The 23734-nt window shown below is 38.4% G+C and carries 28 protein-coding genes, 2 pseudogenes and 1 riboswitch; of the genes and pseudogenes, 17 read left to right on the forward strand and 13 right to left on the reverse strand.

Translation table 11 applies throughout. From position 1 onward, the window contains the following. The 13 genes from DSM02_RS04255 to DSM02_RS04315 are packed head-to-tail and all read left to right on the forward strand — an operon-like array spanning position 1 to position 10687. On the forward strand, positions 1 to 789 hold the full coding sequence (locus DSM02_RS04255) for a hypothetical protein (RefSeq protein ID WP_128764504.1): 789 nt from the start codon (positions 1 to 3) through the stop codon (positions 787 to 789). After that, positions 782 to 967 (forward strand): hypothetical protein, encoded by a 186-nt coding sequence (locus DSM02_RS04260; protein ID WP_128764505.1) that lies wholly within the window; start codon positions 782 to 784, stop codon positions 965 to 967. Before DSM02_RS04255 ends, DSM02_RS04260 begins: the two co-directional genes overlap by 8 nt. Next, positions 967 to 1482 (forward strand): hypothetical protein, encoded by a 516-nt coding sequence (locus tag DSM02_RS04265; protein WP_128764506.1) that lies wholly within the window; start codon positions 967 to 969, stop codon positions 1480 to 1482. Before DSM02_RS04260 ends, DSM02_RS04265 begins: the two co-directional genes overlap by 1 nt. 1 nt (position 1483) lies before the next feature. Next, the gene (locus tag DSM02_RS04270) at positions 1484 to 1885 is read left to right on the forward strand and encodes a carboxypeptidase-like regulatory domain-containing protein (protein WP_128764507.1); all 402 of its coding nucleotides are present in this window, start codon (positions 1484 to 1486) and stop codon (positions 1883 to 1885) included. A gap of 2 nt (positions 1886 to 1887) precedes the next feature. After that, positions 1888 to 2370: a lytic transglycosylase domain-containing protein gene (locus DSM02_RS04275; protein ID WP_128764508.1), complete on the forward strand. Its 483-nt coding sequence runs from the start codon at positions 1888 to 1890 to the stop codon at positions 2368 to 2370. A 1-nt stretch (position 2371) separates the two neighbouring features. Continuing rightward, a complete protein-coding gene (locus DSM02_RS04280) occupies positions 2372 to 5737 on the forward strand; it encodes a hypothetical protein (RefSeq protein WP_128764509.1) in 3366 nt (1121 codons plus the stop codon). Positions 5738 to 5741: 4 nt separating this feature from the next. Next, positions 5742 to 6161: a hypothetical protein gene (locus DSM02_RS04285; RefSeq protein WP_128764510.1), complete on the forward strand. Its 420-nt coding sequence runs from the start codon at positions 5742 to 5744 to the stop codon at positions 6159 to 6161. After that, entirely contained in the window at positions 6161 to 6469 is a 309-nt protein-coding gene (locus DSM02_RS04290; protein WP_128764511.1) for a hypothetical protein, read from the forward strand. The genes DSM02_RS04285 and DSM02_RS04290 overlap by 1 nt, the downstream gene beginning before the upstream one ends. Further along, positions 6466 to 6924 (forward strand): DUF5675 family protein, encoded by a 459-nt coding sequence (locus DSM02_RS04295; RefSeq protein WP_128764512.1) that lies wholly within the window; start codon positions 6466 to 6468, stop codon positions 6922 to 6924. The genes DSM02_RS04290 and DSM02_RS04295 overlap by 4 nt, the downstream gene beginning before the upstream one ends. Next, positions 6921 to 7484, forward strand: coding sequence for a hypothetical protein (locus tag DSM02_RS04300; protein ID WP_128764513.1), 564 nt, complete (start codon positions 6921 to 6923; stop codon positions 7482 to 7484). The genes DSM02_RS04295 and DSM02_RS04300 overlap by 4 nt, the downstream gene beginning before the upstream one ends. Before the next feature lie 4 nt (positions 7485 to 7488). Next, complete coding sequence (locus DSM02_RS04305; RefSeq protein ID WP_128764514.1) at positions 7489 to 7800, forward strand: hypothetical protein; 312 nt, start codon at positions 7489 to 7491, stop codon at positions 7798 to 7800. 10 nt (positions 7801 to 7810) lie between these two features. Then, positions 7811 to 8281 (forward strand): hypothetical protein, encoded by a 471-nt coding sequence (locus DSM02_RS04310; protein WP_128764515.1) that lies wholly within the window; start codon positions 7811 to 7813, stop codon positions 8279 to 8281. A 3-nt stretch (positions 8282 to 8284) separates the two neighbouring features. Continuing rightward, positions 8285 to 10687: a zincin-like metallopeptidase domain-containing protein gene (locus DSM02_RS04315; protein WP_128764516.1), complete on the forward strand. Its 2403-nt coding sequence runs from the start codon at positions 8285 to 8287 to the stop codon at positions 10685 to 10687. Between the two features lie 56 nt (positions 10688 to 10743). Here the strand turns inward: DSM02_RS04315 and DSM02_RS04320 are convergent, their stop codons facing one another. The 4 genes from DSM02_RS04320 to DSM02_RS04335 all read right to left on the reverse strand — a co-directional run bounded on the left by DSM02_RS04320 (position 10744) and on the right by DSM02_RS04335 (position 13558). Next, a complete protein-coding gene (locus DSM02_RS04320) occupies positions 10744 to 11043 on the reverse strand; it encodes a hypothetical protein (protein WP_128764517.1) in 300 nt (99 codons plus the stop codon). A gap of 25 nt (positions 11044 to 11068) precedes the next feature. Further along, positions 11069 to 11566 (reverse strand): hypothetical protein, encoded by a 498-nt coding sequence (locus tag DSM02_RS04325; protein ID WP_128764518.1) that lies wholly within the window; start codon positions 11564 to 11566, stop codon positions 11069 to 11071. A gap of 9 nt (positions 11567 to 11575) precedes the next feature. After that, on the reverse strand, positions 11576 to 12049 hold the full coding sequence (locus DSM02_RS04330) for a hypothetical protein (protein ID WP_128764519.1): 474 nt from the start codon (positions 12047 to 12049) through the stop codon (positions 11576 to 11578). A gap of 333 nt (positions 12050 to 12382) precedes the next feature. Next, positions 12383 to 13558 carry a tyrosine-type recombinase/integrase gene (locus DSM02_RS04335; RefSeq protein ID WP_128764520.1) on the reverse strand — a complete coding sequence of 392 codons (1176 nt, stop codon included), beginning with the start codon at positions 13556 to 13558 and terminating at the stop codon, positions 12383 to 12385. A gap of 327 nt (positions 13559 to 13885) precedes the next feature. Between DSM02_RS04335 and DSM02_RS04340 the strand changes: the two genes are divergently transcribed. Together DSM02_RS04340 and DSM02_RS04345 are read left to right on the forward strand one after the other, a co-directional pair. Continuing rightward, complete coding sequence (locus DSM02_RS04340) at positions 13886 to 15094, forward strand: site-specific integrase (protein WP_073100024.1); 1209 nt, start codon at positions 13886 to 13888, stop codon at positions 15092 to 15094. 404 nt (positions 15095 to 15498) lie between these two features. Beyond that, on the forward strand, positions 15499 to 15729 hold the full coding sequence (locus DSM02_RS04345; RefSeq protein WP_231929544.1) for a YkvA family protein: 231 nt from the start codon (positions 15499 to 15501) through the stop codon (positions 15727 to 15729). A 35-nt stretch (positions 15730 to 15764) separates the two neighbouring features. On the opposite strand, the gene DSM02_RS04350 is transcribed toward DSM02_RS04345, so the two are convergent. The 9 genes from DSM02_RS04350 to crcB are packed head-to-tail and all read right to left on the reverse strand — an operon-like array spanning position 15765 to position 22554. After that, positions 15765 to 16190 carry a universal stress protein gene (locus tag DSM02_RS04350; protein WP_073100023.1) on the reverse strand — a complete coding sequence of 142 codons (426 nt, stop codon included), beginning with the start codon at positions 16188 to 16190 and terminating at the stop codon, positions 15765 to 15767. 26 nt (positions 16191 to 16216) lie between these two features. Next, complete coding sequence (locus DSM02_RS04355) at positions 16217 to 17410, reverse strand: MFS transporter (protein WP_073100022.1); 1194 nt, start codon at positions 17408 to 17410, stop codon at positions 16217 to 16219. Further along, entirely contained in the window at positions 17403 to 17987 is a 585-nt protein-coding gene (locus DSM02_RS04360; protein WP_073100021.1) for a phosphatase PAP2 family protein, read from the reverse strand. The genes DSM02_RS04355 and DSM02_RS04360 overlap by 8 nt, the downstream gene beginning before the upstream one ends. 3 nt (positions 17988 to 17990) lie before the next feature. Beyond that, entirely contained in the window at positions 17991 to 18641 is a 651-nt protein-coding gene (locus DSM02_RS04365) for a phosphatase PAP2 family protein (RefSeq protein ID WP_073100020.1), read from the reverse strand. A 47-nt stretch (positions 18642 to 18688) separates the two neighbouring features. Further along, positions 18689 to 19033 (reverse strand): DUF190 domain-containing protein, encoded by a 345-nt coding sequence (locus DSM02_RS04370; protein ID WP_008612696.1) that lies wholly within the window; start codon positions 19031 to 19033, stop codon positions 18689 to 18691. Beyond that, entirely contained in the window at positions 19030 to 20343 is a 1314-nt protein-coding gene (locus DSM02_RS04375) for a voltage-gated chloride channel family protein (protein ID WP_073100019.1), read from the reverse strand. Before DSM02_RS04375 ends, DSM02_RS04370 begins: the two co-directional genes overlap by 4 nt. Positions 20344 to 20352: 9 nt before the next feature. Beyond that, positions 20353 to 21633 (reverse strand): phosphopyruvate hydratase, encoded by a 1281-nt coding sequence (eno, locus tag DSM02_RS04380; RefSeq protein WP_073100018.1) that lies wholly within the window; start codon positions 21631 to 21633, stop codon positions 20353 to 20355. Positions 21634 to 21637: 4 nt separating this feature from the next. Next, a complete protein-coding gene (locus tag DSM02_RS04385; RefSeq protein ID WP_073100017.1) occupies positions 21638 to 22177 on the reverse strand; it encodes an inorganic diphosphatase in 540 nt (179 codons plus the stop codon). A 2-nt stretch (positions 22178 to 22179) separates the two neighbouring features. Next, the gene (gene crcB / locus DSM02_RS04390) at positions 22180 to 22554 is read right to left on the reverse strand and encodes a fluoride efflux transporter CrcB (protein ID WP_073100016.1); all 375 of its coding nucleotides are present in this window, start codon (positions 22552 to 22554) and stop codon (positions 22180 to 22182) included. Positions 22555 to 22569: 15 nt separating this feature from the next. Beyond that, a riboswitch (Fluoride riboswitch) is annotated at positions 22570 to 22630 on the reverse strand. A 191-nt stretch (positions 22631 to 22821) separates the two neighbouring features. On the opposite strand from crcB, the pseudogene DSM02_RS20765 reads away from it, so the two are divergent. Together DSM02_RS20765 and DSM02_RS20540 are read left to right on the forward strand one after the other, a co-directional pair. Further along, positions 22822 to 23358, forward strand: a pseudogene (locus DSM02_RS20765) (response regulator transcription factor); the annotation flags it as partial. Positions 23359 to 23398: 40 nt separating this feature from the next. Beyond that, positions 23399 to 23647, forward strand: a pseudogene (locus DSM02_RS20540) (transcriptional repressor); the annotation flags it as partial. Positions 23648 to 23734: the final 87 nt, after the last annotated feature.

Consider the following 23734-nt stretch of genomic DNA (forward strand, 5'->3'; position numbering starts at 1 on the left):
ATGAAGAATCTAAACGAACTTATTAAGTGGATAGAAGCGGCAGACAACCGCTACTTTGATGTGGGTGACTATGGCGAGAATGAAGAATTTGTAAAATCAATTTCCAAAAATAAAGCTATTCAAGAGGCTGGATCTGTAAGTAATTATTTTGCAAACCTAGCTAAGTCTGGTCATTCTCATATATGGGTTAAATGGGTGACAAAAACCGCCTCCGGTTGGAATAATCGAAAAGGCCCTTTATTCGCAAAAATTGGTTCAAAATCAAATAACAATACCCCTATGGAAAACGGCAGCCCAGTAACACCGCAAAACAGTCCTAACGGCGCTACGCCACAGGCTGCCTCTTTTCCGGGCTTAGGAATCCCCGGCTTAGGGTTTAGCGATGTAATGAACTTAAGTTCAGAGGCGCGAATAGGCCAGATGTATAAGGCGCAGCTAGATCAATTACAATTGAAGTATGATGCTTTATTAGATAAGTACGAAGATCTAAAAGAGGATAAAAAAGACGAGGCCGCAGCACAAGCCAGACAAGAGCAGCTAATTACTTTAGCTAACACTTTTGGCCCAGCTCTAATGAAGTTTATGCCTGGTGCGAATGCAGCCCAGCCGCTTAATGCTCCAGCTGAAAACTATAGTCAAACCAAAACAGCGCTTTTAGGGTACTTAAAAAACCCGGTTGTAAATGACGATTTATGTCAAGTAGTTTATGCCGTAGCAACAACTATAAACGCTGGTAATCAAGAATTTTTAAACCAATTAACCGAATTAATCAACAAACACAATGGCTAAAACAGTCACCGTAAAGGCCTCTAATCCTATAAGTGAAGATCAGAGAGCAAAAAAGCTTCAGTATTTACAAGATAATTTAACTGATGAAGAACTAGACAAATTGCACCAGCTGGCCGAAAAACCAAAAGCGCGTAAAGCTCTAGTAACAAAATTCAATCTCATAAAAAACTTTTTATAATGGCAAAAGCAGCCGCAAAAAAATCTAAAGTAGAAGAAACCGCCACACGTGCGGTTACAGTTGTTAAAAGTAATCCTAACACGCTTTTAATTGTTTTAGCGGTTGCAGCTGGTGGGTATGTGCTGTATAAAGTAAATCAAGGCGTAAATACTGTAGGTGATGCTTTTACTAATTCTTCTGGAGGTTCTACATTAAAAGAAGATCTAAAATTACCCCCTAGTTCGTTATCAGTTTTACAAGCTCAATTAAAAGCAAATAAACTATATGATGCCTTTCAAGCTAATAGCTGGGGTTTACCCGGAACAGATACTGAAGCAGTTTATAATGAATTACGAGGATTGTCTCATAATGATTATGTGAAAGTATTTGAAGCCTTTGGCAAAAAAAGCTATAACCCTATAACTGGAGAAGGATCTATAGGATTTTCAAAATTAGATCTAACAGAGTGGTTAACCGCAGAATTGAGTAACAGCGAGTTTGCAAAGTTGCGCCAAATTTTGCCTAACGTATTTTAAGATGCAAAAACGTATAAAAATAATAGACAGTTTTGGTGATCCCCTACCGTGGGCAAATATTGTAACAGCGCAAGGTAAAGGCACTATTTCAGACGATGAAGGTTTTGCAACCGTAGAAGCTTCAACCGGCAACCAGCAAATAACTATTTCGTTTATAGGTTTTCAAACCCGCACCATGACGTTCAACAATTTACCTGATCGGGTAATATTAGAACCAGACGTAAACCAGTTAGATCCTGTTGTAATTACTGCACCTAAGAAAAAAGAAAAAACAGACTGGGCCACTTATGCCAGTATAGGTATAGGGGTTATAAGCATCCTGATAGCCTTAAGCGGAAATGACGAACCGCAAGAAGTAATACCGGTCAAACCAAAAAACAACGCACGTAAAGTAACACTATAACTATGGCAAGCCCCTTAGATCCAGAATACAAAGCAATACGCAATAAAATTGATTATTACGGCAAAAAATATGGCGTTGATCCTAAAATTGGGTATTGGCAATTATGGCAGGAAAGCCGTTTTAAGCAATACGCTAAAAGTCCGGTAGGTGCTGCCGGTATAGCTCAATTTATGCCAGCAACCGCAAAAGAGTGGAATGTAGATGTAAACGATATCGATAGCAGTATAGACGGCTGGGCGCGTTATATGGCGTGGATATTAAAAAGATCTTATGTAGGCGGTAAATATGATCTGGCATTAGCCGCTTATAACGCCGGGGTAGGTAATGTACAAAAGTATGGTGCTGTACCTCCATTTGAAGAAACGCAAAATTACGTCAAAACAATTTTAAAAAACCGAGGCAGCCTTGTAGGGTTGAGTGTAGGCACTTTTGTTGCGCTGGGCTTTGCCGCTTATTTTCTAACCAAAGCTTTTAAAACTTTTTAATATGCCGGGGCCAAATAACAGACCAATAGCAGGAAATTCTACTACCGTGGTAAATGAAACCACGATACAAAACATTTTAAATCAAGAGATTTTTAATAATACCGGTTACACCTCAATAACTGATATCATACAAAACCTAGAAGCAAACGGCGGTGAAATTATAGAGCTGGGCGATATTGGTTTTACAGAAGATACAACCGTTTATGATTTTATTAATGCTTCTGGTGATACGTGGCAGTTAGAAGAAAATACCATGTATTTTTTCACCGCGCAAAGTGGTGACTATTCGCATTTATATTATTGGCAGGGTGACACGCCATTAACCATTGGTGCGGGTGGTACTCCGGTAACAGTAGATGATTTTGAAATATTATTAATTTCTGATAATTCAAAACCAGAAATACCAGATAACAGCCTCCCAAAAGGTTTAGCCGGGCAGGCGTATTACATTAAACAAGGCAATGAAGTAGAGCCAGATTATACGCTAAAGCGTGGAATCGTAACAGAAACCGAAGCAGAATTTACAGAAGCGACTACACAAGAAATTAGTTTAGCTGAAGTATTTAACCAATGGCAATTTTTTAGCCACTCCGGTAGCAAAAACGCTGCCCTTGCTTCTCCCCCTAATTATCCCGGTTTAGATCCTGGTGGTTTTGGTGGTACTCCATTAACACAAGATATTATAGATCAAAAAAAAGCTTGGGGTTATGATCCTGTTAATGATCGTATCTTTTTAACCCAAAATTTTGGGGTGTATAGTGGTTTTGTTTCTCCTAAATCATATACCAATTATATACTTGAAGCTTCCCTAAGTAGCACAAGTTCAGACGATGATTATTTGGGCTTGGTTATGGCTTTTCAAAAAGATCCTGTAACCGGGTATGAATATACAATCAGCGTTATACGTGTTTTGAATGAGTTGAGCGGGCAGGGAAATATAACTTACGCGTTATATTATAACTTTTTCCAGAACGGAAACCAAAGCCAGACACACGGTTTAAGCCAGCAAATATCAATAATTGATGGTACAGATTTAGCGCCAATTATAGAAGGTCAAGGCAATGGCTGGGTAGGTAATCATTGCAAACTAAGAGTTGAGCGCGTTGGTGATGTGTTTAGCGTAAAGACTTCTCAATTTGGCTCGTATGATCTTGATGATGCAACGCTACTCACCATTGACTTAAATGATACTCCAGAGCTGGAGCGTTTTAAAACCGGCGGTCAAGTTGGTTTTTCGGCGTTGTCACAAGCAAACGCGTTTTTTAGCGATGTGTACTTCACCGGCTTTAATGAGTACATTTTAGATCTAAGAAATGGGTATGATGCTCCGCGTATTTTTAGTTTTGATTTTGAAAATAACCTGTGGGCTGAAGATCCAAATTTAACCTACAATGATATTTGGGGCATTAATCGGTTTGTTGATGATTATTTGTTTGGCAGAGTTTACTACTTGGGAGCAGATAAGCCAATCAAACTGCCGGGTGGTTCTGGTGCTGTGGTTGCTGGCCCTTCAGAAATTATAGAGGTAAGAAGTAAAGATCAAATCATTAATCAAGATTTAGACGAAACGAAAGTTTACAGATTAATGAAATCAATCGAGATCAATGGTACAACAGAACGCATACGTATTGACAATTTAAAAAAGTTGGCCGGTCTAGGTCACAACGATACAACGATAAGCGTTACCGGCAACAATGGTATTGGCTTTGTTTCTTCCGGTAATGGTAGAAATATAGATCTTGAAAATTTACAGATAGCAGCTACGGGAACCGGAGCAAAAGCATTTGATGTTACAGACGTTGACGGCACACACGAAATGCGCTTGCTTTCTGTAAACTTTAGCGGTTGTAAAAGTTTAGGAGATCTAAGAGGCTACCGCCAATATTACTGGAATGATATAGGTTTATATGGTTGTCAAGACGGCGCTACGTTTCACGGCACTTCAAACGGAGCTTACATCAACGGATTAAACTTATTTAGCTTTGCGGCTACTGGTACGCTATTTAAAGAAGGCGATAATTTAGAATTTACAAACAGATTTTTTTCAGCCCTAAATCTTGATGTGCCTACAGGGGCAAAACTCTTAGACTTTGCGCCAGATGTATTTCAAGGCAATGAATTAATGCAATTTAATGGGTGTATAGCTAAAGTAAACGGTGTTTTAGATCCAGAAAATAGCAAAACTCTTGTGCCAAATATTTCAGCTAATGATACCGTTTCTAAATGGACAGGTAATACCGGTTTACATAATTCCAGCATCGAGCGATTTATAGAAGATACAGGAGTTGCCGGGAACTTTGAAATTAGCTGGTTGGTTGACACCTACTATTTAGAAATGACCGCAGATACCACATTTACAGAACGCGATCTTCCTGCGCCCGGTAAAAACACTAAAGAAATTCTTATTTACTTGACTGGTGATTTTGCGCCTACGTTTCCAGCAGGTTGGACTGTAAATCAAGTTGGAACGTATAAAGGTGCAGATGTTAATGAGATCAGGATTAAAAATATTAAAACTGGTATCTATTTTACTCAAATATCGAATAGTTTAAGTATTTATCCAGCTCCATTTATAGAGTCTATAGAACCTTCAGGAGTTACCCCTAATACTACGCAGGATTTTATAGTAAAGGGTTCTTTTTTTACGCCTGAAGGTTTTGGAGGTATAGTAGGTCAGACTAGGACATCTTCCAATTTTAAAAATCAAGGAGAATATAGATTTACAGCAGATATAGGTGCTAATGAGGGAGATTTTGACCTATTTATGAATAATGGTACAGAAACTAAAAAAATAAATGCTGTCTCAGTTGTTTTAGGTGATGTTTTCCAACCTTTAGATGTTACAGATTGGACTGTTTTGACAGGTGATTTTGAATTTGCACAAGGTAAAGCCTCGGTGGTAGATCAACTTAATGTATACAAAGAAGCAAATTGGAACCAAGTTATTGATTTCACTAAAAATTTTAGAATTGATTTAGCTTTTACCGATTCCGATAATCCACACTCTTTAGGTCAAAAAGATTATATATATATGGTTAGGACTTCAGACGATGTTAGGCAGTTTGGTTTTGAAATGGATTATAACAGTGGCTATGGTTTGCTTAGGCACACACCTAACAATAGCGCAATAACGACGGGAATTAGTGATTTTCGAAGTTATTGGCTTAATGACGGTACGAGAAGATATATTTTGCGCATAGAGTGGATAGATGATATTATGACCGTTAAGAAAGTAAGAGAAAACGGAACACAAGACGGCCCTACGGGAACAATAACGCCACCTTATGGCTTCGACGAAAATATGTATATACAGGTAAGCTTGAAATACGGAGCAGCACTTTTAAAATATGTAGAATTTACAAACTAACCCTATGAAACCCCTTCACCCCATAACAATAACGGCTATAGTTATCACGCTTGCGGCAATTGTCGCTTTTATTGTCATAGGCGCAAGCGTGATGCGTAGCCAAAAGAAAAACGCCAATTACAAACGTGGCAAAACGGTCAAAGAATTTCAATTCTTTTTTGCGGCGGTGGGTATGGTAATATTCACATTTTTGATTCACAATTACGATATCATCTACCAGCACGATTATAAAATAGCTTTTACGGTTCTGGCAATAACGGCTATACGCACAGCGTGGCGCTATTATAAAGATATGCCGGTATTTAAAGCTAAAATAATTAGCTATCAAGAGGTTAATACAATAGCAGATGATTTGCTACAAAACCCCAACTTAAGCGAAGCAACTAAAAATGAAATTAAAGAACGTGTAAAAGAATTACAATAATGACAGGTACAGAAATAGCGGCCATTGCAACAGGTATAGGCGCGATTGTAGCCGCTTTGGGTGTTCCTAAAATAGCTGAAGCAATAGGCAAATATAGAGCCTCACGCGATGCCAAAATAGTAGAGTTAAGCAAAAAACTTGTTGAAACTCAACAGAAGCTAAACGAGTTAGAGATTAAGCTTAGTTTGATCCTTCCCATTATCGCAAAAAAAAATGCTTCAGATCCAGACATCATGCACTTATTAAGTTCTGTTATAGACGTAAGCGATATAAACACAACCCCAGCACCTAACAACGGCAGAAAATGAAAATAATAGTAACCAGATACAACAGCGACACAGACCACACAAACGGCGCGTTACTCATTAACGGCCGGTTTGCTTGTTATACATTAGAGGATCAATACCGCGCTAAAAAAGTGCATAGCGAAACCCGCATACCAGACGGGATCTACAAAATAGGTTTGCGTACCGTGGGCGGTTTTCATAGCCGTTATTTATCGCAATACGGCCCAGAATTTCACAAGGGTATGCTCCAGATCTTAAACGTTCCGGGGTTTGAGTACATTCTTATTCACGCCGGAAATACTGATAAAGATACTGCCGGTTGTTTGCTGGTAGGTATGACCAATGAAGCGGGAGCCAATTATATAGGCAAAAGCCGTGAAGCTTATAAATTAATTTACCCGCAGATCCTTAAAGCATTGCAAGCTGGTGAAGTGGTAGAGATTGAATTTTTAACCGTTGATAAATTCGAGCAATGAGAATTAACTTAACCAAAATTATAGTTTATGCCTTGCTGGCCTCCTTTGTGATTGCCAGCGCTGCAATGTTTGTAGGCTGTTCTACTAAGAAAAAAGCTACAGAGCGCTATGCTAAAAGCGAAAAAAGCGTAATTGATACCAGCTTTAAGCAGGAAACCCAAACGGCGATAAAAAAGGATTGCACGGCTATTTATGGGCGTAAGCTTCAGCAAACAAAAAAAGCGGCCAATGTAACGGTAAATCTTGTAGATCCTGACAAGCCCGGCAGCGCAACTAAAACCGAAAATCAAGACGGCTCAACCACGTGGGAGCTTCAAAATGCTTCAATATCTGAAAGCTCCAGCGATACCGAAAAAAACGAAATTACTAACGACAGCATACACAAGAGCGTTACAGATAATTCTACAGATTTAAACGAAGGCCAGACAAACCTAAAAACTGAAAACGAAGCCAGCGGCCGCAATAGCAATAGTGATGCTTCGCGTTTTCCTACCGGCGGCGTTGTGGTTCTGGTTATTCTGACACTAATATTTTTCATTTATAAATACTTCAAAAAATAAAACCATGGCAAAAAAGCAAAAAGACAATGCAGGATTAAAAACTTTAGGAATTTTCGCCGGGGCGGGTGTACTGGCCTATTTCGGGCATAAATATTTAAGTGTGCCTAAAGTGGTTGTAAAATCAATAGACAAAGCAGATCAAGAGGCCAGTATACAGTTTGGTAAGGAATTGCACAATGTAGATATTTCTGCACCTTCTACTATTGCCGGTGATGCTGGTTTTGAATTACGGGTTATACCTGAAGGCAATAAATTACGCCTTGATGTTTACCGTAATGACAAAATTAAAAAGCATCAAGAGCAACTAATAGCCTAATACTTACGATATGATTAAATATTTGCTAATAGGCGGCGCAGCTCTTGGAGGTCTGGCCCTTCTGACAAAAGATAAAGTTACCGGTATTGCTGCCGTGGCAAAGCAGCTGCAAGTAAAGGTGACAAAGCTTAAAAACATTAAACTAAACGGCTTAGATTCGCTTAGTTTGTTTGTTGATTTACAGGTTTTCAATCCTACCCAGCAAGATCTTACGATTAGCACCGGTAAAATTCTTAACCTTCAGAAAATACGCTTTTTTGACCGTGCTGGTAAGTTTCTCGGTGAGAGTTACCCGCAGATCCCCGGTATTGAGATCCCGGCGCAAAACGGCATCAACGTAAGTAACATTCCTGTTATGATTAATATGCAGAATGCCGGCGCGCTTATTAACGCAGCCGCAGATGCTTTATTAAATCAAAGCCAACTTAAGTACGAACTAACCTTTGAAGGACTAGGCCAGACCTTCACCATAAACGCGTAAACAATGAATGTAGTTAAAGAAATAAACGGACTTAACGGCTCGCAAGTGAGCCGCGCAGATCTTCACAAAATATATGTAAATGCTAAAAAACAGGATCAACCGGCACTAGCCCAGCGTATAGAAAAAATTCTAAACGCTTATGATGATCCCTATTTTGATATAAACATAGGCGCTCCGGTTATTGAAGAAATACCTAACTACATAACAGACAATTTACCGTTTGAAGAAAACCCAGACGAAGATTATACCGGCCTAAATAAAGCGGTTTCTCCAGATGAAATTTACCAGTACATCACAGATCTGGTGATTAATACAATTAAAGAAGTGGGCCATTTGCCGTGGCAACGTGAGTGGGAAAAGACGAGTTTATTTAATGGTTGGCAAGCTATCAATTATGACAGTAAAAAAGGGTATAGAGGCATCAATTTTGTGTTGACAAATTTTGAGGTTAAAATAACAGCTGAAGGCCCGGCATTATTTCCTAGAGATTTATCAAACCCTTATTTTCTAACGTTTAACCAGATTGAAAAACACGGCGGTAAACTTAAAAAGGGTAGTAAAGGCGTTCGAGTAGTTTATTTTACTAAGCTTTATTCTCATACAGAAAAAGACCCCAATACAGGAGATATAATTCTTGAATTTGGCACTTATAATCAAAAGAAATTTATTGCATGGCTTAAGAAAAACCGCAGTAAAATTCGCAGCATAACAAATGATAAAGAATTTGATAAACTGGCAAACAGTTACATTCCTATCCTGAAGTATTACAATGTTTTTGCTGGCGCAGATGTAGAAGGTATAGAGTGGGGAGATTTGCCAAAAAATGAAAATGTAGACAAGCCAGAACGTGAGCGTATAGAAATTGCTGAAGCAATTGTAAAAGCGATGCCTAAGCCTCCCAAATTTATTTTTGGCGGGGATCAACCGGCTTACTCTCCCGGTTCAGATCATATACGTATGACACCTATTGAAGCATTTAAAAGTGAACAATCCTACTATTCTACTTTGTTTCATGAAATGATACACAGTACTGGCCATAGATCCCGTTTAGATCGCTTTAATATATTTGACGGTAAAAAAGAATATGCCTTTGAAGAATTAATAGCAGAATTAGGCGCGGTTTTCTTGTGTGCAGAAAGTGGCATTTTGTTTGAAACTTTACAAAATTCAGCTAAATATTTACGCGGTTGGAACAGTCGCCTGGTTAAAAGTTTAGAAGAAGATAACCGCTTCTTTTTTAGAGCTGCCTCAAAGTCGCAAGCCGGTAGCGATTATATTTTAGATAGAGATAAAGACGGGCAACCGGCTTATTTAAAAGGTTTAGTTATAGAGCCGGTGAAAGCTCCAGAGAAAACTAAAACCAAGAAAAAACCTAAACCGAAGCCAAAACCTCAAAAGGAAAGCAAACCGGTAAAACAATTAAACACCCGCAACCCGCTGGTTGTAGAATATGAGAAGCAAAACCCAAAGGTTGTAAATCGCGTTATATATTCTTCACTTACTGAAGCAGAAAAATTAAAATACGTGCAAAATCGTATTAAACCAGACCCAGAACCAGCACCAGATCCTAAACCAAAAAAGAAACCGGCTAAAAAATCTAAAGCTGAAGAACAGAACGAAAAAGCAAAACCCGGTGAACAGTTGGCGCTATTAGGTGAGAAATTAGAAGCGAAAAAAACAACCGGTTTGCCCGGCGGTTTTGTAATTGCTAGTGAAGGGCCGGCAAAAAAGATAGATACCTTTAGGCTTCCGGGTGAAATAGGTAAACTTTTAGGAGATCTGCAAGCTTACCAGCTGGCTATTTTATTAACTGGAGATCCTCACGCGGGTAAAACTGAATTTGTTACGCAATTAACAGATGCTTTTTTAGATTATGGCTTTAAAGGGGCTTATTTAGATCTGGAGCAGGGCGGCCTAGTGAGTAAAGACACTCAAAATGCTTTTAACCGCAACATTAAGGCTAGTAATCAATCAAAACTAGCGGTTACTGGTGAAGCTCCGCAGGGTATTGATACGGTACACGCAATAGCAGATAAATTTAATTTTGTTGTAATAGATAGTTTTCAAGAGTTAAACGCGCCTATTAATGGCTTTAATGATTTACGCAAGCAGCATCCTAACACCATTTTTATAGTGATTTTTCAGCAAAATGGTAAAGGTGGTACGCGCGGCGGCATTAAGGGTGACTATGATGCTCCTGTGCGTTTAAAAGTGTATCGAGTTGATGAAACTTTTGTAAACAACTATGCGCAGGTAGAGAAAAACCGCGGTAACAAAATAGGTTTGCAATACAATGTGTCACAAAAGAAAGTTATAAGTGACGAAACCCCGGAGCCAGAAGTAGAGGCAGAAAAAACACCGGTGCAATCACCGGCAGTTGAAGGGGATCTAATTATATACGAGTGAAAATTTTGGTTGGTTAGTTGGTTGAAAGGCCCGCGCGTAATGTGCGGGCTTTTCTTTTATCTTTTGCTAAAAATATTAGATAAATCCTTGTTTGAATAAAGCATAAGTTCATTAAAATGATTGTTGAAATACATATCTACTATGTTCTTCTCAACCAATTCTTCAAAGGTTAAATTGCATAGACCCTTCTCCGAATTATTTATTATCGTAATCTGAATACCTTGTAAAAATAAATTGCAATTTGCTGATAAGCATTCTTTAATGAGTTTTTTAAAATCTTCGTGGGTTATAACTTTATTGGAGTGGAAATCATCTAATCTTTTAGTAATACCAGAAATTAGATCTTCATTTCTCATGAAAATATTGATTTTATTTGTAAAATTATTCTACCGTAAAATTATTAAATTTACGCCCTTTTAGTTCAGCACACGAAAGGCAATGAGACTTAAAGTTTACATTGTGGTTCTGGGTTAAATATTGCATAATTACGTCCAAATGATAAATAGCTTTTTTAAAGTGTTTATCATAAGTGATGCAGGCTTTTTGAATATCTGTAACATCTTCTTTTTTAAAATTCTCATTCAGAAGATAGCGAGACCTTCTAGATAGTTGCATAAGCTTGATATAAGACTTGTATGTTTCTTCATCTAACTTAGCTACCGAAAGCTGCCTAAATGGATTTATTACCTGTTCTACTTGATTGTGAGAAAGATAATTTTTATTTGCCTTAGCGGCAATATGAGCATTTATAAGATGTAATGCAGAATAAAAGCAGACTGTAACTTGCCAATCCCAATGATCTCTTGAATTTTTATTAGTTGATTCTAAAAAGTCTAGATTATTACTTGCTTGTGTAATGTGTTCTGAAAATGATCCCAAAGTTGAAAATTAAGCTATTTCTATACTTCGGTAATGCTCTGGAATTTGCAATCCATCAACGTCTTCGACAATGGTAGACGAAACGTGAAAACCATAATCAGAAAAATGGGCGTTTATCTTAGCCTCAGCTAAAATCAAAGCATCTTCCATTATTTCGTCATCTTCCGTAATTTCTGCCCAGACTAGAATTTTTGAGTTAGACAATTCTAAAGCCAATTTTTTTGGTTTACTCTTAGCTTTGATAATATCAGATATATAGGCATCAACCATATTTCTAATAAAGTATGTAGAGCTTCCGTTCCTTGCATAATTATGCATAAAATCGTGATCTCCACTAATCATTGCAGTATAGACCTCTTTTTTTTCTTCCTGCAAAATTTCATGTTCCAAAAGCGTCTGATCAAAACGTAAATTAGCAACTAGGGCATCAAACCAAGTTTCGATGTTGCTTTGTAGATTTTTATTTAAATTATCTGCAACCATAAAGTATGAAGTGATGTTTAAAAAGTTGTCATTAAGACAATTTAAAGACGAATATACACTAAATCACCTATTATAAGTGTAAAATATGTCTTAAAGTAAAGTTTATTAAATATTCGCATTAACACTTTTTAACACAAAAACCGACCAGATTAAGCGGTCTTACAGTGTCAAAAACAGTGTTTTTGTATTTTTAAGAGACTAAAAATACAAAACGATTAATTTTTGTATTTTTTTGTATCATAGTGTTGACGGGGTTTAACGTGAATTTTCAGTTTAAAAATACAGAAATACAAAAAATACACGTTTTTAGTTAGTTTCTATTTTTTTCTCTTTTTAAAATTCATTCTCAAGCTTAAAGAGTGTTTTATCTTTCTTATAATTTCGAGGCGTATAACTTTCGGTTATTTTTATATCATGGTGTCGAGCTTGATCTCTAATTTTTATAAGAGGTACATTCAAATAAAATAATTGTGTGATACCAGTGTCTTTTAAAGAGTAAAATTGGTACTCTTTCTTGAAGCCTATTTTTTTACGCAGGGCCGCCCAAGTATCACTAACTTTTTTAGGACTTAGCCCCTTGCCCCCGGGTTTAAAATTTTCGCTAAATAAAAAGTCTTGATTGGTAGCTCCTTTTAAATGATCTACGAGATAAGATATAAAGGCTTGGGGAATAGTGACGGTATCATTTTTTTTGTTTTTACTAACTTCAGAAGGCACTACTATCACACCCTCTAATAACTTAACGTCTCCTACGCGTAATTTTGTTAGTTCAGTTCGGCGTATCATACAGTAATAGACCATCAAACAGCATACAAGAAACCCAGTATTGTTGCGCTTAAGCTCTTTAATTATTTGTTTGCGAGTGTGAGGGTCTATGATTTCGCGTTTTTTCTTCTGGTTTACCATTTGCGGTATTCCGCTAATGCTATTCGTGACCAGATACTCACGCTCTACAAGCCAATTTGCAAACTGGCTACCAAATCTTAGATAATTATTTACGGTTCTGGGGGTTCTGCCTTTATCATAATAGATGTGATCCAAATACTTACGCATAAAAGCACGGTTAAAGCTGGCCGCAAACAAATTAGGTTCTCCTATGTGTTCAAGGTATTTAGATAATTGGGATAATTGAGAGCTGTAAGATCTTGCCGTATCTGGCCGCATCTGGCCGCGATCTACCATTGTGTTGCATTCCTTCTCGTAGCGGTTGATAGCTTCTTGAAGGCTTCTATATTCTTTATTTGCTGTATCGTCTGTAAAGGGAGACCAACCTTCAGCTAGTTTTTGGTTGATAGCCGCGCAGATCTTCTTTGCGTAACGCATACGCTCTTTTTTATTAGACATTGGCTTAACGCGGCGTCTAAATCTTTTCATGGTATTGCTTCCAGGTATGCGGCAGCGAAATACGATTCTCCAGTTGTTGTTTTTGAGTTCTTTGACTTCTGCCGGCTCGTAATCTAGGAATGCTATCCTATTTGAAATTTGAGCATTTTTTTTAGGTGTAGGCATTTTTTTTTAACCCTTAGCAAATCAAGCAATTTGCAGGTTAATAGTTATGGCCCAAATGTGGCCCGCCTTAGTTCAAACAAAACACCCTAATTAGCTGGCTTGCAGTTAATTAGGGTGTTTATAGTAGCGGGAACTGGACTCGAACCAGTGACCTTCGGGTTATGAGTTTTTAACCGTATAGGACCAATAAAACACAATTATACTGATATTCAATGTTTTAATTAAATTTTAATAGAACTTGTAGTCAAATAATATCAATTAAAAGCATTAAATGTTGTACCTATGTTGTACCTCTTTTTATTATCTTTATAATCTAAAGTTTTTATTATGGCAACAGTTAAGGCAGTACTCCGCAAAAAAAAGAATCCGGAAGGTCGTTATCCGATAGCTATCAGGATTACTAAAGACAGAAAAAGTTCTTATTTGGGAACCGGGCAACATATTGAAGAAAAGTACTGGGATGAGAAAAATAGATGTGTTAGAAAATCCCACCCCAATGCCAATATCATCAACAACTTTATACTTGCTAAAGTTGCTGAGGCAAATAAAAAAGTCTTAGAAGCCGAAAACAATGCGGACTATCAAACAGTCAAAGCGATAAAAAAAAATATAAGGCAAAATAAAAAAGTTGATTTTTTTGCAGTGGCAAATATGCATCTTGAAAATCTAAAGAACAGAGAAAAGCATCATCAGTACGATACTGAGCTTGGTCGCCTTAAAAAGTTCAAAGGTTTTCTTAAAAAAAATGAGTTATCTTTTAATGAGCTCAATGTCCCACTTCTCAAACGATTTGAGGCTTACTTACTTCACAATAAAAAACGCTCGCCGAGAACGGTAGTGAACTATCTGATTCTAATACGCACCATTTATAACCTTGCCATATCCGAATCATTAGTTGACCGGGGTAGATATCCTTTTGGAAAAGGGAAGGTTCAGATTAAAATTCCTGAATCACAAAAAATTGGACTGAATCGAAAGGAAATTCAAAAATTAGAGAATGCCACAGACTTAACTGAGGCTCAAAAGAAAGCAGTTCACGTCTGGCTCATTAGTTTTTATTTCGCTGGCATAAGGGTTGGTGATGTTTTAAAATTAAAATGGTCTGACTTCAATGATGGTAGATTAATGTACCGTATGAACAAAAACAGCAAACTGGTTACCCTTAAAACACCCGACAAGGCGAGTGCTATACTTGATAGATATCGAGAAAATTATAGTCTTGATAACGATTTAATTTTCCATTATCTTAAAGATACTGATTTAAATGATTCACAAAGGGTTTCTGTAAGAACACAAGGTATAACACGAAACCTAAATAGACACTTGAAAAAAATTGCTTACAAACTGGGTATAACAAAAAAAATGAGTATGCACATTGCAAGGCATAGTTTTGGCAATATCTCGGGCGATAAAATCCCCATTCAGATGCTTCAAAAACTATATCGACACTCCTCTGTTACTACCACCATAAACTATCAGGCCAACTTCATCCACAAAGATGCTGACGATGCGTTGGATAGCGTGATTAATTTTTGACGATTGTTTTTACTTACGGCAATGCATTGATAAAATATTGTGGCAGAACTAACTTGCCACTTGACAATATTTTAATAACCAGACACTTAGTCTATTTCAATAAATCGAGGTAACCGAATAGGTAACCTTTGCACCGATTTTATCCGTGAGAACAAAGATATATGAATATCTTAAACTAAAAAACAATAAAAAGATTCAAATTTTATTTGTTGTCTTTTTTTGTGTGCTAATCCTTTAGCATCTGAATACTTTCTGTATAATTATGAAAAAACTAAAAGCTTGGGCAAAAAAGTTAAAGCAACAATTGGTGCTACTGCATTTGGCCTATAAGTATAAAAGAACACCTTGGTATGCCAAGGCATTGATATTTAATCATTGCCTATGCCCTGAGCCCCATAGACCTTATTCCAGATTTTATCCCGATAATTGGCTATTTGGACGATCTAATTTTGTTGCCGATAGGCATTTATTTCGCTTTCAGGCTTATCCGTGATGATGTGAAAGCGGAGTGTTTGACAAGGGCAAAGGACTATAATTGGAACAAAAAGAACAATTGGGTAATCGGGGGCATAATCATTTTGATTTGGGCGTTTATCGGTTTTTGGATTTTTAAAAGCGTATCCCCAATCAAATAGTTCAGAATAAAAGCTAAATGTGTTAATTCCAATTTTCAAGAAACCATCATTACCGGAATATTGGAATGGCGCATCACCCGTTCTGCAACACTCCCCATCAAAAGATGTTTTAACCCTGTCCTTCCGTGAGTTCCCAGTACAAGTAGATCGGCCTTCCAGTTTTGTGCGGTTTTTAGGATATCCTCTTCCGGATTGCCCTCGGGCATAAATTTTAAAAGCTCATTCCCATTGTACATTTGGGCCAATTCATCCAAGGTTTGCTCGGCCTCTTTCTTTAATACGATCAAGGCCTGTTCGTGTGTGATCCCGGCATCTACATTGCCAAGTGCTTTCGATTTTTCGATTACAAAAAGCAATGCTGCTTTAGCCCCTAATTGATGAGCGAGTTCCAAGCCTTTTTTAGCGGCTTTCATTGAATACTCACTGCTATCCACGGCAATTAAAATTTTCTTGTACGCCATATCTATTTATTTTTGAATTAAAAAAGTTATTGTGGATGTTCCATTTTATTTTTGGTTTTGGGAACAAAAAACAACATAAACAGAAATACTAAGATACTCATTATTGCGGTAAGCAGAAAGGTGGCCGATGCCCCGTAAAATGTCCATAACAATCCTGCAAATGCACTTGCAACCATTAAAGCGATGCTTTGCAATGCAACAAAAAGCCCCATTGCCGTGCCCACTTCCTCATTCTTGACCAGGCCGGCCACCCACGCTTTTGAGATGCCCTCGGTGGCTGCCATATAAATTCCATAAATCCCGAAAAGAACATAAAAAAGGGTATTGTTTCCCGCTTCTGCCATTCCGAAGTAAATCCCCGAAAAAAGGATCAGTCCAAAAAGGAAAATCTTTTTTATACCGATACGGTCTGCCAATAAACCAAGCGGAAATGCGGCAAGGGCATAGACCAGGTTATAAAAGATATAGACCATAAGGACATTGTTTTCGCTTCCCGTGGCCTCGTTTACCTTGAGCAATAACAACATATCCGAACTATTGAAAAGGGAAAAAGTAATAAGCCCCACAATTAACCTTTTGTAGGTGGGGCTTGCAATTTTCCAATACTTAAAAAATGAAAAGAACCCTGGGGAACTTTTTTGCTTTTTTGTTGGCAATGGTTTCTCCTTTCTAAAATAGGTAATGCCTACCGAAATAATCCCCGGAACAAAAGCAATATAAAAAAGCCACCTAAGTTGGCCCGGATAAAAATATAAAAACAGTAGTGCGAGTGCAGGGCCGAATACCGCGCCCAAGGTGTCCCAGCCCCGATGAAAACTAAATACCTGCCCTTTGGTCTTTAATGTGGCCTCTCCCGAAAGCAGCGCGTCCCTTGGGGCGGTACGAAAACCTTTCCCGAGGCGGTCAATAGTCCTTGAAAAAAATATCCAGATCGGATAAACGAAAACGGCCATCATCGGTTTGGAGAGCGCGCTCAAAAAATAGCCCACCCGTACAAAGGGCATCCGTTTTCCTATCCTGTCGCTCCAGTTTCCAAAATAGCCTTTGCTAAGTCCTGCGGTCGCTTCGGCTAGTCCTTCCAGAACACCTATTAAAAATATGGAAAACCCAATATTTTGAAGATAAACGGGAATAATGGGATACAGCATTTCGCTTGCGATATCGGCAAACATACTTACCAGGGAAAGTATCCAGACCAGACGGGTTATATTTTTAAACATTTGAAAACTGTTTTTCTGCTTTACTCTTATAGAAAAAATACAATTTACTCATTAAATAGCCTAAACCTATTCCTACCAAAGCCGCTATTATTACATCACCCGGATAGTGGACACCATTATATATCCGACTGTAGGAAACCAATAATGCCCAAAAGCCCAATATCCATTTTAACCAATTGAATTTCTTTGGTAAAATGAAAAATAAAAATGCAGCAAGGGCAAAAGCATTGGCCGCGTGGGACGACACAAAACCATATTGGCCTCCCGGCCCGGCTTTGCTCAAATGTATCAATCCTTCCAATGCCGAATTATGAGATGGCCGCAAGCGTTTTACCGTATGCTTTATAAGGTGCGAGGCTATTTGATCTGCCAAAGTAATAAGAATCCCAATGGCAAGGAAAATCGGGATACTTCTTTTTTTGTAGTGCCAAATCAAAAGAGCTGCGATTGCAGTGTAAAAGGGTATCCAAAACAGTTTATCACTTGCCCAATACATAATCGGATCAAAAAAAGCATTGTGCTTTCCGTTAAGATAAAGGAAAAGCTTGGTGTCCAATGAATTTAAATTTTCTATCATATCTTAAAGGGGTTTGAAATCAGAGCTTAAAAGCAACTTTTTTTTATTAATGAGATTTTGCCTCATTTTATAACAAAGCAAAGCAGATGATACCCCAATAATAATTCCGCCCAATACATCACTCGGATAATGCAAACCTAAATGCAATCGGGAATAGCCTACCAATATTGCCCAGATAAATAAAATCAATTTTAAAAACCATTTTTTATATACATTAACCAGGGCAGCCACCATAGCAAATGTTAGCGTTGTATGACCAGAGGGAAATGAAGGGCTTAAACTTTCTTTGGTTTTTTCTAAATAATCATAGATAATGAATGGCCTTGTTCTGTTGAAGCCATACTTAAACAACGTAACAATAACGACTGCAACAAAAATTGAAATGATGACATACAGCATATTTTGGATTGTGATTATTTCCTTTTTTATCAATCCCTTTATTAATACAAAAACAGGAATACTAAAGACTATCGGGTACGCCAAATTTGTAATAATCCTAAAGGTTTCGTCCAAAGATTGATCCCTGTTAAGATAGATTACCTTAAGTGTGTTGATATCCAGGTTTGGAATAAAAAAGAAGGCAAGAATGGAAAGAAAAATGCCTATCCCAATGCTTATTTTTATGTTCTTTCTATTTAATGGGTTAATTGCCATAATTTTTCTTAGATCGTATATTGATAAAGCTTGACCTATTCAATTCTTTATTTTTTCAATTCAATTTCACTTTTTACCACTACGATTTTTGTTTCCTCAAGCAATAGCTTTTGATGTTGTAAAAATTCATTGATTTTTTCTTCTGTATCAGTGAGTTCTACCACGTGCGGATGCTTATAATGCCTTGTTTCACTAATTCCCCAGTGAATTTTTCCTTTTTCAAAATACCCTTTGCTCACGTTAAAATTCAACGCCTGATCTAAATCAAAAGCTTTGGCTTTTTTTATCAATTCTGAAGCAAAATCGCCGGCCTTCAATCTGTTCCAAAAAGAAAGGTTTTTTATTTTTTGACCGTATTCAAAGTAAATCCTGATGGTTATGTGGTTTTTCATTTATTATTGTTTTTATTTCGTCTATGTTTAATTTCAGCTAATTGAAGACCTTTTTCGCGGGTATAAACCGGATGCTTTGGGCTTCCTATAATTTGGGAGGAATAAACCCCGGAATGGCCGGAGAATAAATAAGCAGTACTACAAGCTAACGCTATAAAGACACCTGATTCTATTCCGAAAAGTTCTATTCCCATTACCGTACAGGCAATGGGCGTATTGGTTGCCCCGGCAAAAACGGCCACAAATCCCATACCCGCCAACAAACCCATTGGCAAAGGAATAAACCAAATCAAAACGTTGCCCAATGTAGCCCCGATATAGAACAAAGGGGTTACTTCACCTCCCTTAAAGCCTGCGCCAAGGGTAAACGAGGTGAACAAAACTTTTAATAAAAAATCATAAGAATTGAGATGAATATTAAAAGAATCGACAATAGTTGGAATGCCAAGCCCTATATATTTGGTGGTTCCCATAAAATAGATAGCGATTGCCAAAATAACCCCACCAATTACCGGTCGTAAAGGCGGATAATTGATGTATTTTTTAAACAAATCGCTCCAGAAATGGGTCGATTTGGAAAACAGCATCCCTACCAGGCCAAAAATAATCCCTGCCAATAATGCCCATAACAAATTTGCCGGGTTCATATTAGCTACTTCGGTTATATGATATTGGGTATGGGAAACGCCCCAAATCCTGCAAAAATAATCAGCAAAAACAGCCGCCATAAAACTTGGGATAATAGCATCCAATCTTATACGCCCCAATACCAAAACTTCAAGGGCAAAGATTCCCCCGGCCAAGGGTGTTCCAAACACCGAAGCAAAACCGGCACTTATCCCGGCAATCAACATAATTTTACGGTTTCGTCTTGAAAGTTTGAACAGCTTCGTAAACCTGTCGGCCACTGCGCCACCTACCTGAACTGCCGTCCCTTCACGACCAGCTGACCCCCCGAAGAAATGGGTGAGAACAGTTCCGAACAGCACTAAAGGTGCCATCCGGAAAGGAATGATCTTTTTTGGGGAGTGAAATTCCTCCAATAATAAATTATTGCCCTTAACGACACTATTTCCATATAGATGATAAGAAAGACCAATTATAAAACCACCTACGGGCAATAAGGCAATAATCCATAAATGGGATTCCCGCCAGGCAGTTGCCCATTCCAGGCTTAAAAGAAAAAACGCAGAAATACTTCCGGCAATGGCACCTATTAACAAGCAGATCAAGATCCACTTTAAAAGATATAGAAGGGAGGGTATTTGTTCTATTGAGGCTAAAGATTCTTTAATTTTTTTCAGATTCATACGGCCTAATTAATTATTTTTAAAGGCTTTTATCCCCGTAAACACAGCTTCTTTGCCCAATTCCTGTTCTATCCTGATGAGTTGATTGAACTTGGCAATGCGCTCGCCACGGCTACCGCTTCCCGTTTTTATTTTTCCGGCTGCCGTTGCCACGGCCAAATCTGCGATAAAAGTATCCTCGGTCTCCCCGCTTCGATGGGAAATGAAAAAACTGTATTTGTTCTTCTTTGCCAATGCTATTGTTTCCAAGGTTTCGGTAACTGTACCTATTTGGTTCAACTTGATGAGAATGGAATTACAGGCGTTTTTATCAATGGCTTCCTGTAAAAGTCTTTTGTTGGTACACAGCAGATCATCCCCGATCAATTCGATCTTGCTCCCCAGTTCATTTGTCAGGGTCTGCCATCCTTCCCAGTCGTTTTCCGCCATTCCATCTTCCAACGAAATAATGGGATATTGATCTACCCAGCTTTTCCAAAGATCAATGAGCTGGTTGCTTGAATATTTTTTTTGAGTGCTTTTAAATAAAACATAGTTCCCTTCCTGCCATAGTTCGCTCGCTGCGGGATCTAGGCAAATGGAAATATCGGTGCCCGGTTTATAGCCTGCTTTTTCAATAGCTTCAAGAATTACTTCAATCGCTTCTTCGTTTGATTTTAAATTAGGTGCAAACCCGCCTTCATCGCCAACCCCGGTAAAGTAATTTTTATTTTTCAGGATACTTTTCAAGGCGTGGAAAGTTTCTTCTCCCATTCGGATAGCTTCATAAAAAGCGGGGGCGTTATGGGGGGCAATCATAAATTCCTGAAAATCCACATTGTTATCGGCGTGAGCCCCGCCATTTATCACGTTCATACAGGGCACCGGCATTGTGAATTTTCCATCGGTATTCAAATAACGGTATAAAGGCTCTTTCGAAAATGCTGCTGCCGCTCTGGCAAATGCCATAGAAATGGGCAGTATGGCATTGGCGCCAAGATTTGATTTGTTGGAGGTGCCGTCCAGTTCCATTAGAAAATTGTCCAACTCCTGTTGGTTATCGAACACCTTATTGGAAAGGGCCGGTGCGATAATTTGGTTAATGTTGTTTACCGCCTTTAATACCCCTTTGCCATTGTATCGCGTTTTGCCCCCGTCCCGGAGTTCAACAGCTTCCTTTTCCCCAGTACTTGCAACGGAAGGGCAGATGGCACGGCCAAAAAATCCTTTTTCTAAAGTAATTTCTGCTTCCACAGTTGGATTTCCACGGGAGTCCAAAACTTCCCTTGCAATGAGTTTTTGAATTTTCATAATTTTAGTTTTTAAATTCTTGTTGATAATCGGTGATTGCTTGTTGAATAATTTCTTTCGCCATTGCCGCATTTTGAAATTCTTCCACCCGGACGGTTTTATTTTCCAGCTTTTTGTAATCCTCAAAAAAGTTTTTGAGCTCCAGGGCAAAGTGTTTGGGCAGTTCTGAAACATCGTTGATATGGTTTACGCTCATATCATTTTTCGCGACCGCGATTATTTTATCGTCGGCTTCGTCATTATCGATCATCCGCATTACCCCGATTACTTTGGCCTCCAAAATACAGAGCGGTTGCACATCGATTTGCGAAAGCACCAAAATATCAAGCGGGTCGTGGTCTTCCCCCAAAGTCTGGGGGATAAACCCATAATTTTCGGGATAGTTTACCGACGAAAACAGCACCCGGTCCAGGCGGAGCATCCCAGTTTCTTTATCCAGTTCATATTTAGCCTTACTCCCCTTGGGGATTTCAATAATTGCCTGAACCATTTCAGGTTGTCCGTTTCCGATGGGCACGTGGTGCCAAGGATTAAAGTTTTTCATATTCATATTTTTGTTAAAGTTATTCCCCCAAATACAGCTAATAAGCCAAGCGTGAAACTACTTATTGCGTAGATGGCAAAAGTGAGGTAGTTGGAATTCTGAAGTAAAATTGTGTTTTCTAAAGTAAAGGAGGAAAAAGTGGTGAAGCCCCCGCAAAAACCGGTGGCAAGGAAAAGGCGTACTTCCGGCGTGAGCCATTCAAAGCGTTGCCCAAGGCCAAATACCAGCCCGATCAACAGACAGCCCAAAATATTTGCGGCAAATGTTCCATAAGGAAACGCGGATGGGAAGTGTTTGGTCAGCCATATTGCAATGAGATACCTTGCAATACTGCCCAAAAAACCCCCTGCGCCCACCAATAAAAAAATCCTACCCATAATCGTTTTAGATTAAATTGAGCAGGAGTCATTAGCTTTTTGGGCGGTTTTGGCGAACTCCATCGCCTTTGTATGTTAAGTGTGCAAAATTAAGATTATTATTTACAAATCCCCTATTTTATTTCCAATTTCTGAAACGGATAAAATTAGTCCAGACCTGCTGATTGTTCAACAGTATTCCCGGCCAAAATGGATTTTTATTTTTTAAAAAATAAAATAGACTGCTGGGACTAAAGCCTTTCCAGACTATTTGATTACAGGTATCACTGTATCCTTTTGGACCTTATGTTGCCGGGAGGGAATGGCCTTGAGCTCCTTGAAGCCTTCAAGAGGGAAAATAAAAAGGATGGCGTCATCATTATTTCCGCCAAGGACAGGGTCGAAGACAAGATCAAAGGCCTACAGCTTGGGGCGGATGATTATCTGTCCAAACCTTTTCATCTTTCGGAACTTAATGCACGTATTTATTCGTTGATGCGCAGGAAAAATTTTGAGAATACAAATATTATTCAGTTCAATGAATTGCAGATAGACCTTATGGCCAAGTCGGTATCCGTTAATAAAAAACCCATAAAAATCACTAAAAAAGAATATCGCCTTTTGCTCTTCCTCATCGGCAATGAAAGCAGATTCATCTCAAAAGGGTCGATCGCCGAACATTTATCCGGGGATATGGCCGATATGCTGGACAACCACGATTTTGTCTACGCACACATCAATAATTTGAAAAAAAAGCTTTCCCGTGCCGGTTGTGAAGATTATATAAAAAGCATTTATGGAATGGGTTATAAATGGGGATTATGAAGAGGCTCGCCACCAAAAGTTTGATCTACTATTCGATAGGGCCGTTGCCCTGACCGAGATCGAAAATGCCTTTGTAAAGGCTGATCGCGCAACATTATCCCGCACCATTATGACTTTTGAAACGAGCGGAATCGTACATCAAATACACGATGGAACGAGAATACCAAAATATGCACTTTGTGAAGTAGGGTACAATTGTGAAATTGACCAAGATCTGCACATCCATTTTCATTGTACCCATTGTGATGAGACGGTTTGTTATGGACATTTTACGGGGCATCGCTTACCTTTCTGCTTACCGCAATAATGAGTATGTTAGTATTTCTCTTTATGCTGTTTTTTCGTTCCTAAACCTTCATTGAAAAGGCCTTAAAAA

The organism is Leeuwenhoekiella polynyae, from assembly GCF_004104075.1.
Taxonomy (GTDB): domain Bacteria; phylum Bacteroidota; class Bacteroidia; order Flavobacteriales; family Flavobacteriaceae; genus Leeuwenhoekiella; species Leeuwenhoekiella polynyae.

What these genes read in the sequence shown, in the direction of transcription:
- DSM02_RS04255 (WP_128764504.1), top strand. Translation starts at nt 1, where the DNA reads ATGAAGAATCTAAACGAACTTATTAAGTGGATAGAAGCGGCAGACAAC.
- DSM02_RS04260 (WP_128764505.1), top strand. Translation starts at nt 782, where the DNA reads ATGGCTAAAACAGTCACCGTAAAGGCCTCTAATCCTATAAGTGAAGAT.
- DSM02_RS04265 (WP_128764506.1), top strand. Translation starts at nt 967, where the DNA reads ATGGCAAAAGCAGCCGCAAAAAAATCTAAAGTAGAAGAAACCGCCACA.
- DSM02_RS04270 (WP_128764507.1), top strand. Translation starts at nt 1,484, where the DNA reads ATGCAAAAACGTATAAAAATAATAGACAGTTTTGGTGATCCCCTACCG.
- DSM02_RS04275 (WP_128764508.1), top strand. Translation starts at nt 1,888, where the DNA reads ATGGCAAGCCCCTTAGATCCAGAATACAAAGCAATACGCAATAAAATT.
- DSM02_RS04280 (WP_128764509.1), top strand. Translation starts at nt 2,372, where the DNA reads ATGCCGGGGCCAAATAACAGACCAATAGCAGGAAATTCTACTACCGTG.
- DSM02_RS04285 (WP_128764510.1), top strand. Translation starts at nt 5,742, where the DNA reads ATGAAACCCCTTCACCCCATAACAATAACGGCTATAGTTATCACGCTT.
- DSM02_RS04290 (WP_128764511.1), top strand. Translation starts at nt 6,161, where the DNA reads ATGACAGGTACAGAAATAGCGGCCATTGCAACAGGTATAGGCGCGATT.
- DSM02_RS04295 (WP_128764512.1), top strand. Translation starts at nt 6,466, where the DNA reads ATGAAAATAATAGTAACCAGATACAACAGCGACACAGACCACACAAAC.
- DSM02_RS04300 (WP_128764513.1), top strand. Translation starts at nt 6,921, where the DNA reads ATGAGAATTAACTTAACCAAAATTATAGTTTATGCCTTGCTGGCCTCC.
- DSM02_RS04305 (WP_128764514.1), top strand. Translation starts at nt 7,489, where the DNA reads ATGGCAAAAAAGCAAAAAGACAATGCAGGATTAAAAACTTTAGGAATT.
- DSM02_RS04310 (WP_128764515.1), top strand. Translation starts at nt 7,811, where the DNA reads ATGATTAAATATTTGCTAATAGGCGGCGCAGCTCTTGGAGGTCTGGCC.
- DSM02_RS04315 (WP_128764516.1), top strand. Translation starts at nt 8,285, where the DNA reads ATGAATGTAGTTAAAGAAATAAACGGACTTAACGGCTCGCAAGTGAGC.
- DSM02_RS04320 (WP_128764517.1), bottom strand. Translation starts at nt 11,043, where the DNA reads ATGAGAAATGAAGATCTAATTTCTGGTATTACTAAAAGATTAGATGAT.
- DSM02_RS04330 (WP_128764519.1), bottom strand. Translation starts at nt 12,049, where the DNA reads ATGGTTGCAGATAATTTAAATAAAAATCTACAAAGCAACATCGAAACT.
- DSM02_RS04335 (WP_128764520.1), bottom strand. Translation starts at nt 13,558, where the DNA reads ATGCCTACACCTAAAAAAAATGCTCAAATTTCAAATAGGATAGCATTC.
- DSM02_RS04340 (WP_073100024.1), top strand. Translation starts at nt 13,886, where the DNA reads ATGGCAACAGTTAAGGCAGTACTCCGCAAAAAAAAGAATCCGGAAGGT.
- DSM02_RS04350 (WP_073100023.1), bottom strand. Translation starts at nt 16,190, where the DNA reads ATGGCGTACAAGAAAATTTTAATTGCCGTGGATAGCAGTGAGTATTCA.
- DSM02_RS04355 (WP_073100022.1), bottom strand. Translation starts at nt 17,410, where the DNA reads ATGTTTAAAAATATAACCCGTCTGGTCTGGATACTTTCCCTGGTAAGT.
- DSM02_RS04360 (WP_073100021.1), bottom strand. Translation starts at nt 17,987, where the DNA reads ATGATAGAAAATTTAAATTCATTGGACACCAAGCTTTTCCTTTATCTT.
- DSM02_RS04365 (WP_073100020.1), bottom strand. Translation starts at nt 18,641, where the DNA reads ATGGCAATTAACCCATTAAATAGAAAGAACATAAAAATAAGCATTGGG.
- DSM02_RS04370 (WP_008612696.1), bottom strand. Translation starts at nt 19,033, where the DNA reads ATGAAAAACCACATAACCATCAGGATTTACTTTGAATACGGTCAAAAA.
- DSM02_RS04375 (WP_073100019.1), bottom strand. Translation starts at nt 20,343, where the DNA reads ATGAATCTGAAAAAAATTAAAGAATCTTTAGCCTCAATAGAACAAATA.
- eno (WP_073100018.1), bottom strand. Translation starts at nt 21,633, where the DNA reads ATGAAAATTCAAAAACTCATTGCAAGGGAAGTTTTGGACTCCCGTGGA.
- DSM02_RS04385 (WP_073100017.1), bottom strand. Translation starts at nt 22,177, where the DNA reads ATGAAAAACTTTAATCCTTGGCACCACGTGCCCATCGGAAACGGACAA.
- crcB (WP_073100016.1), bottom strand. Translation starts at nt 22,554, where the DNA reads ATGGGTAGGATTTTTTTATTGGTGGGCGCAGGGGGTTTTTTGGGCAGT.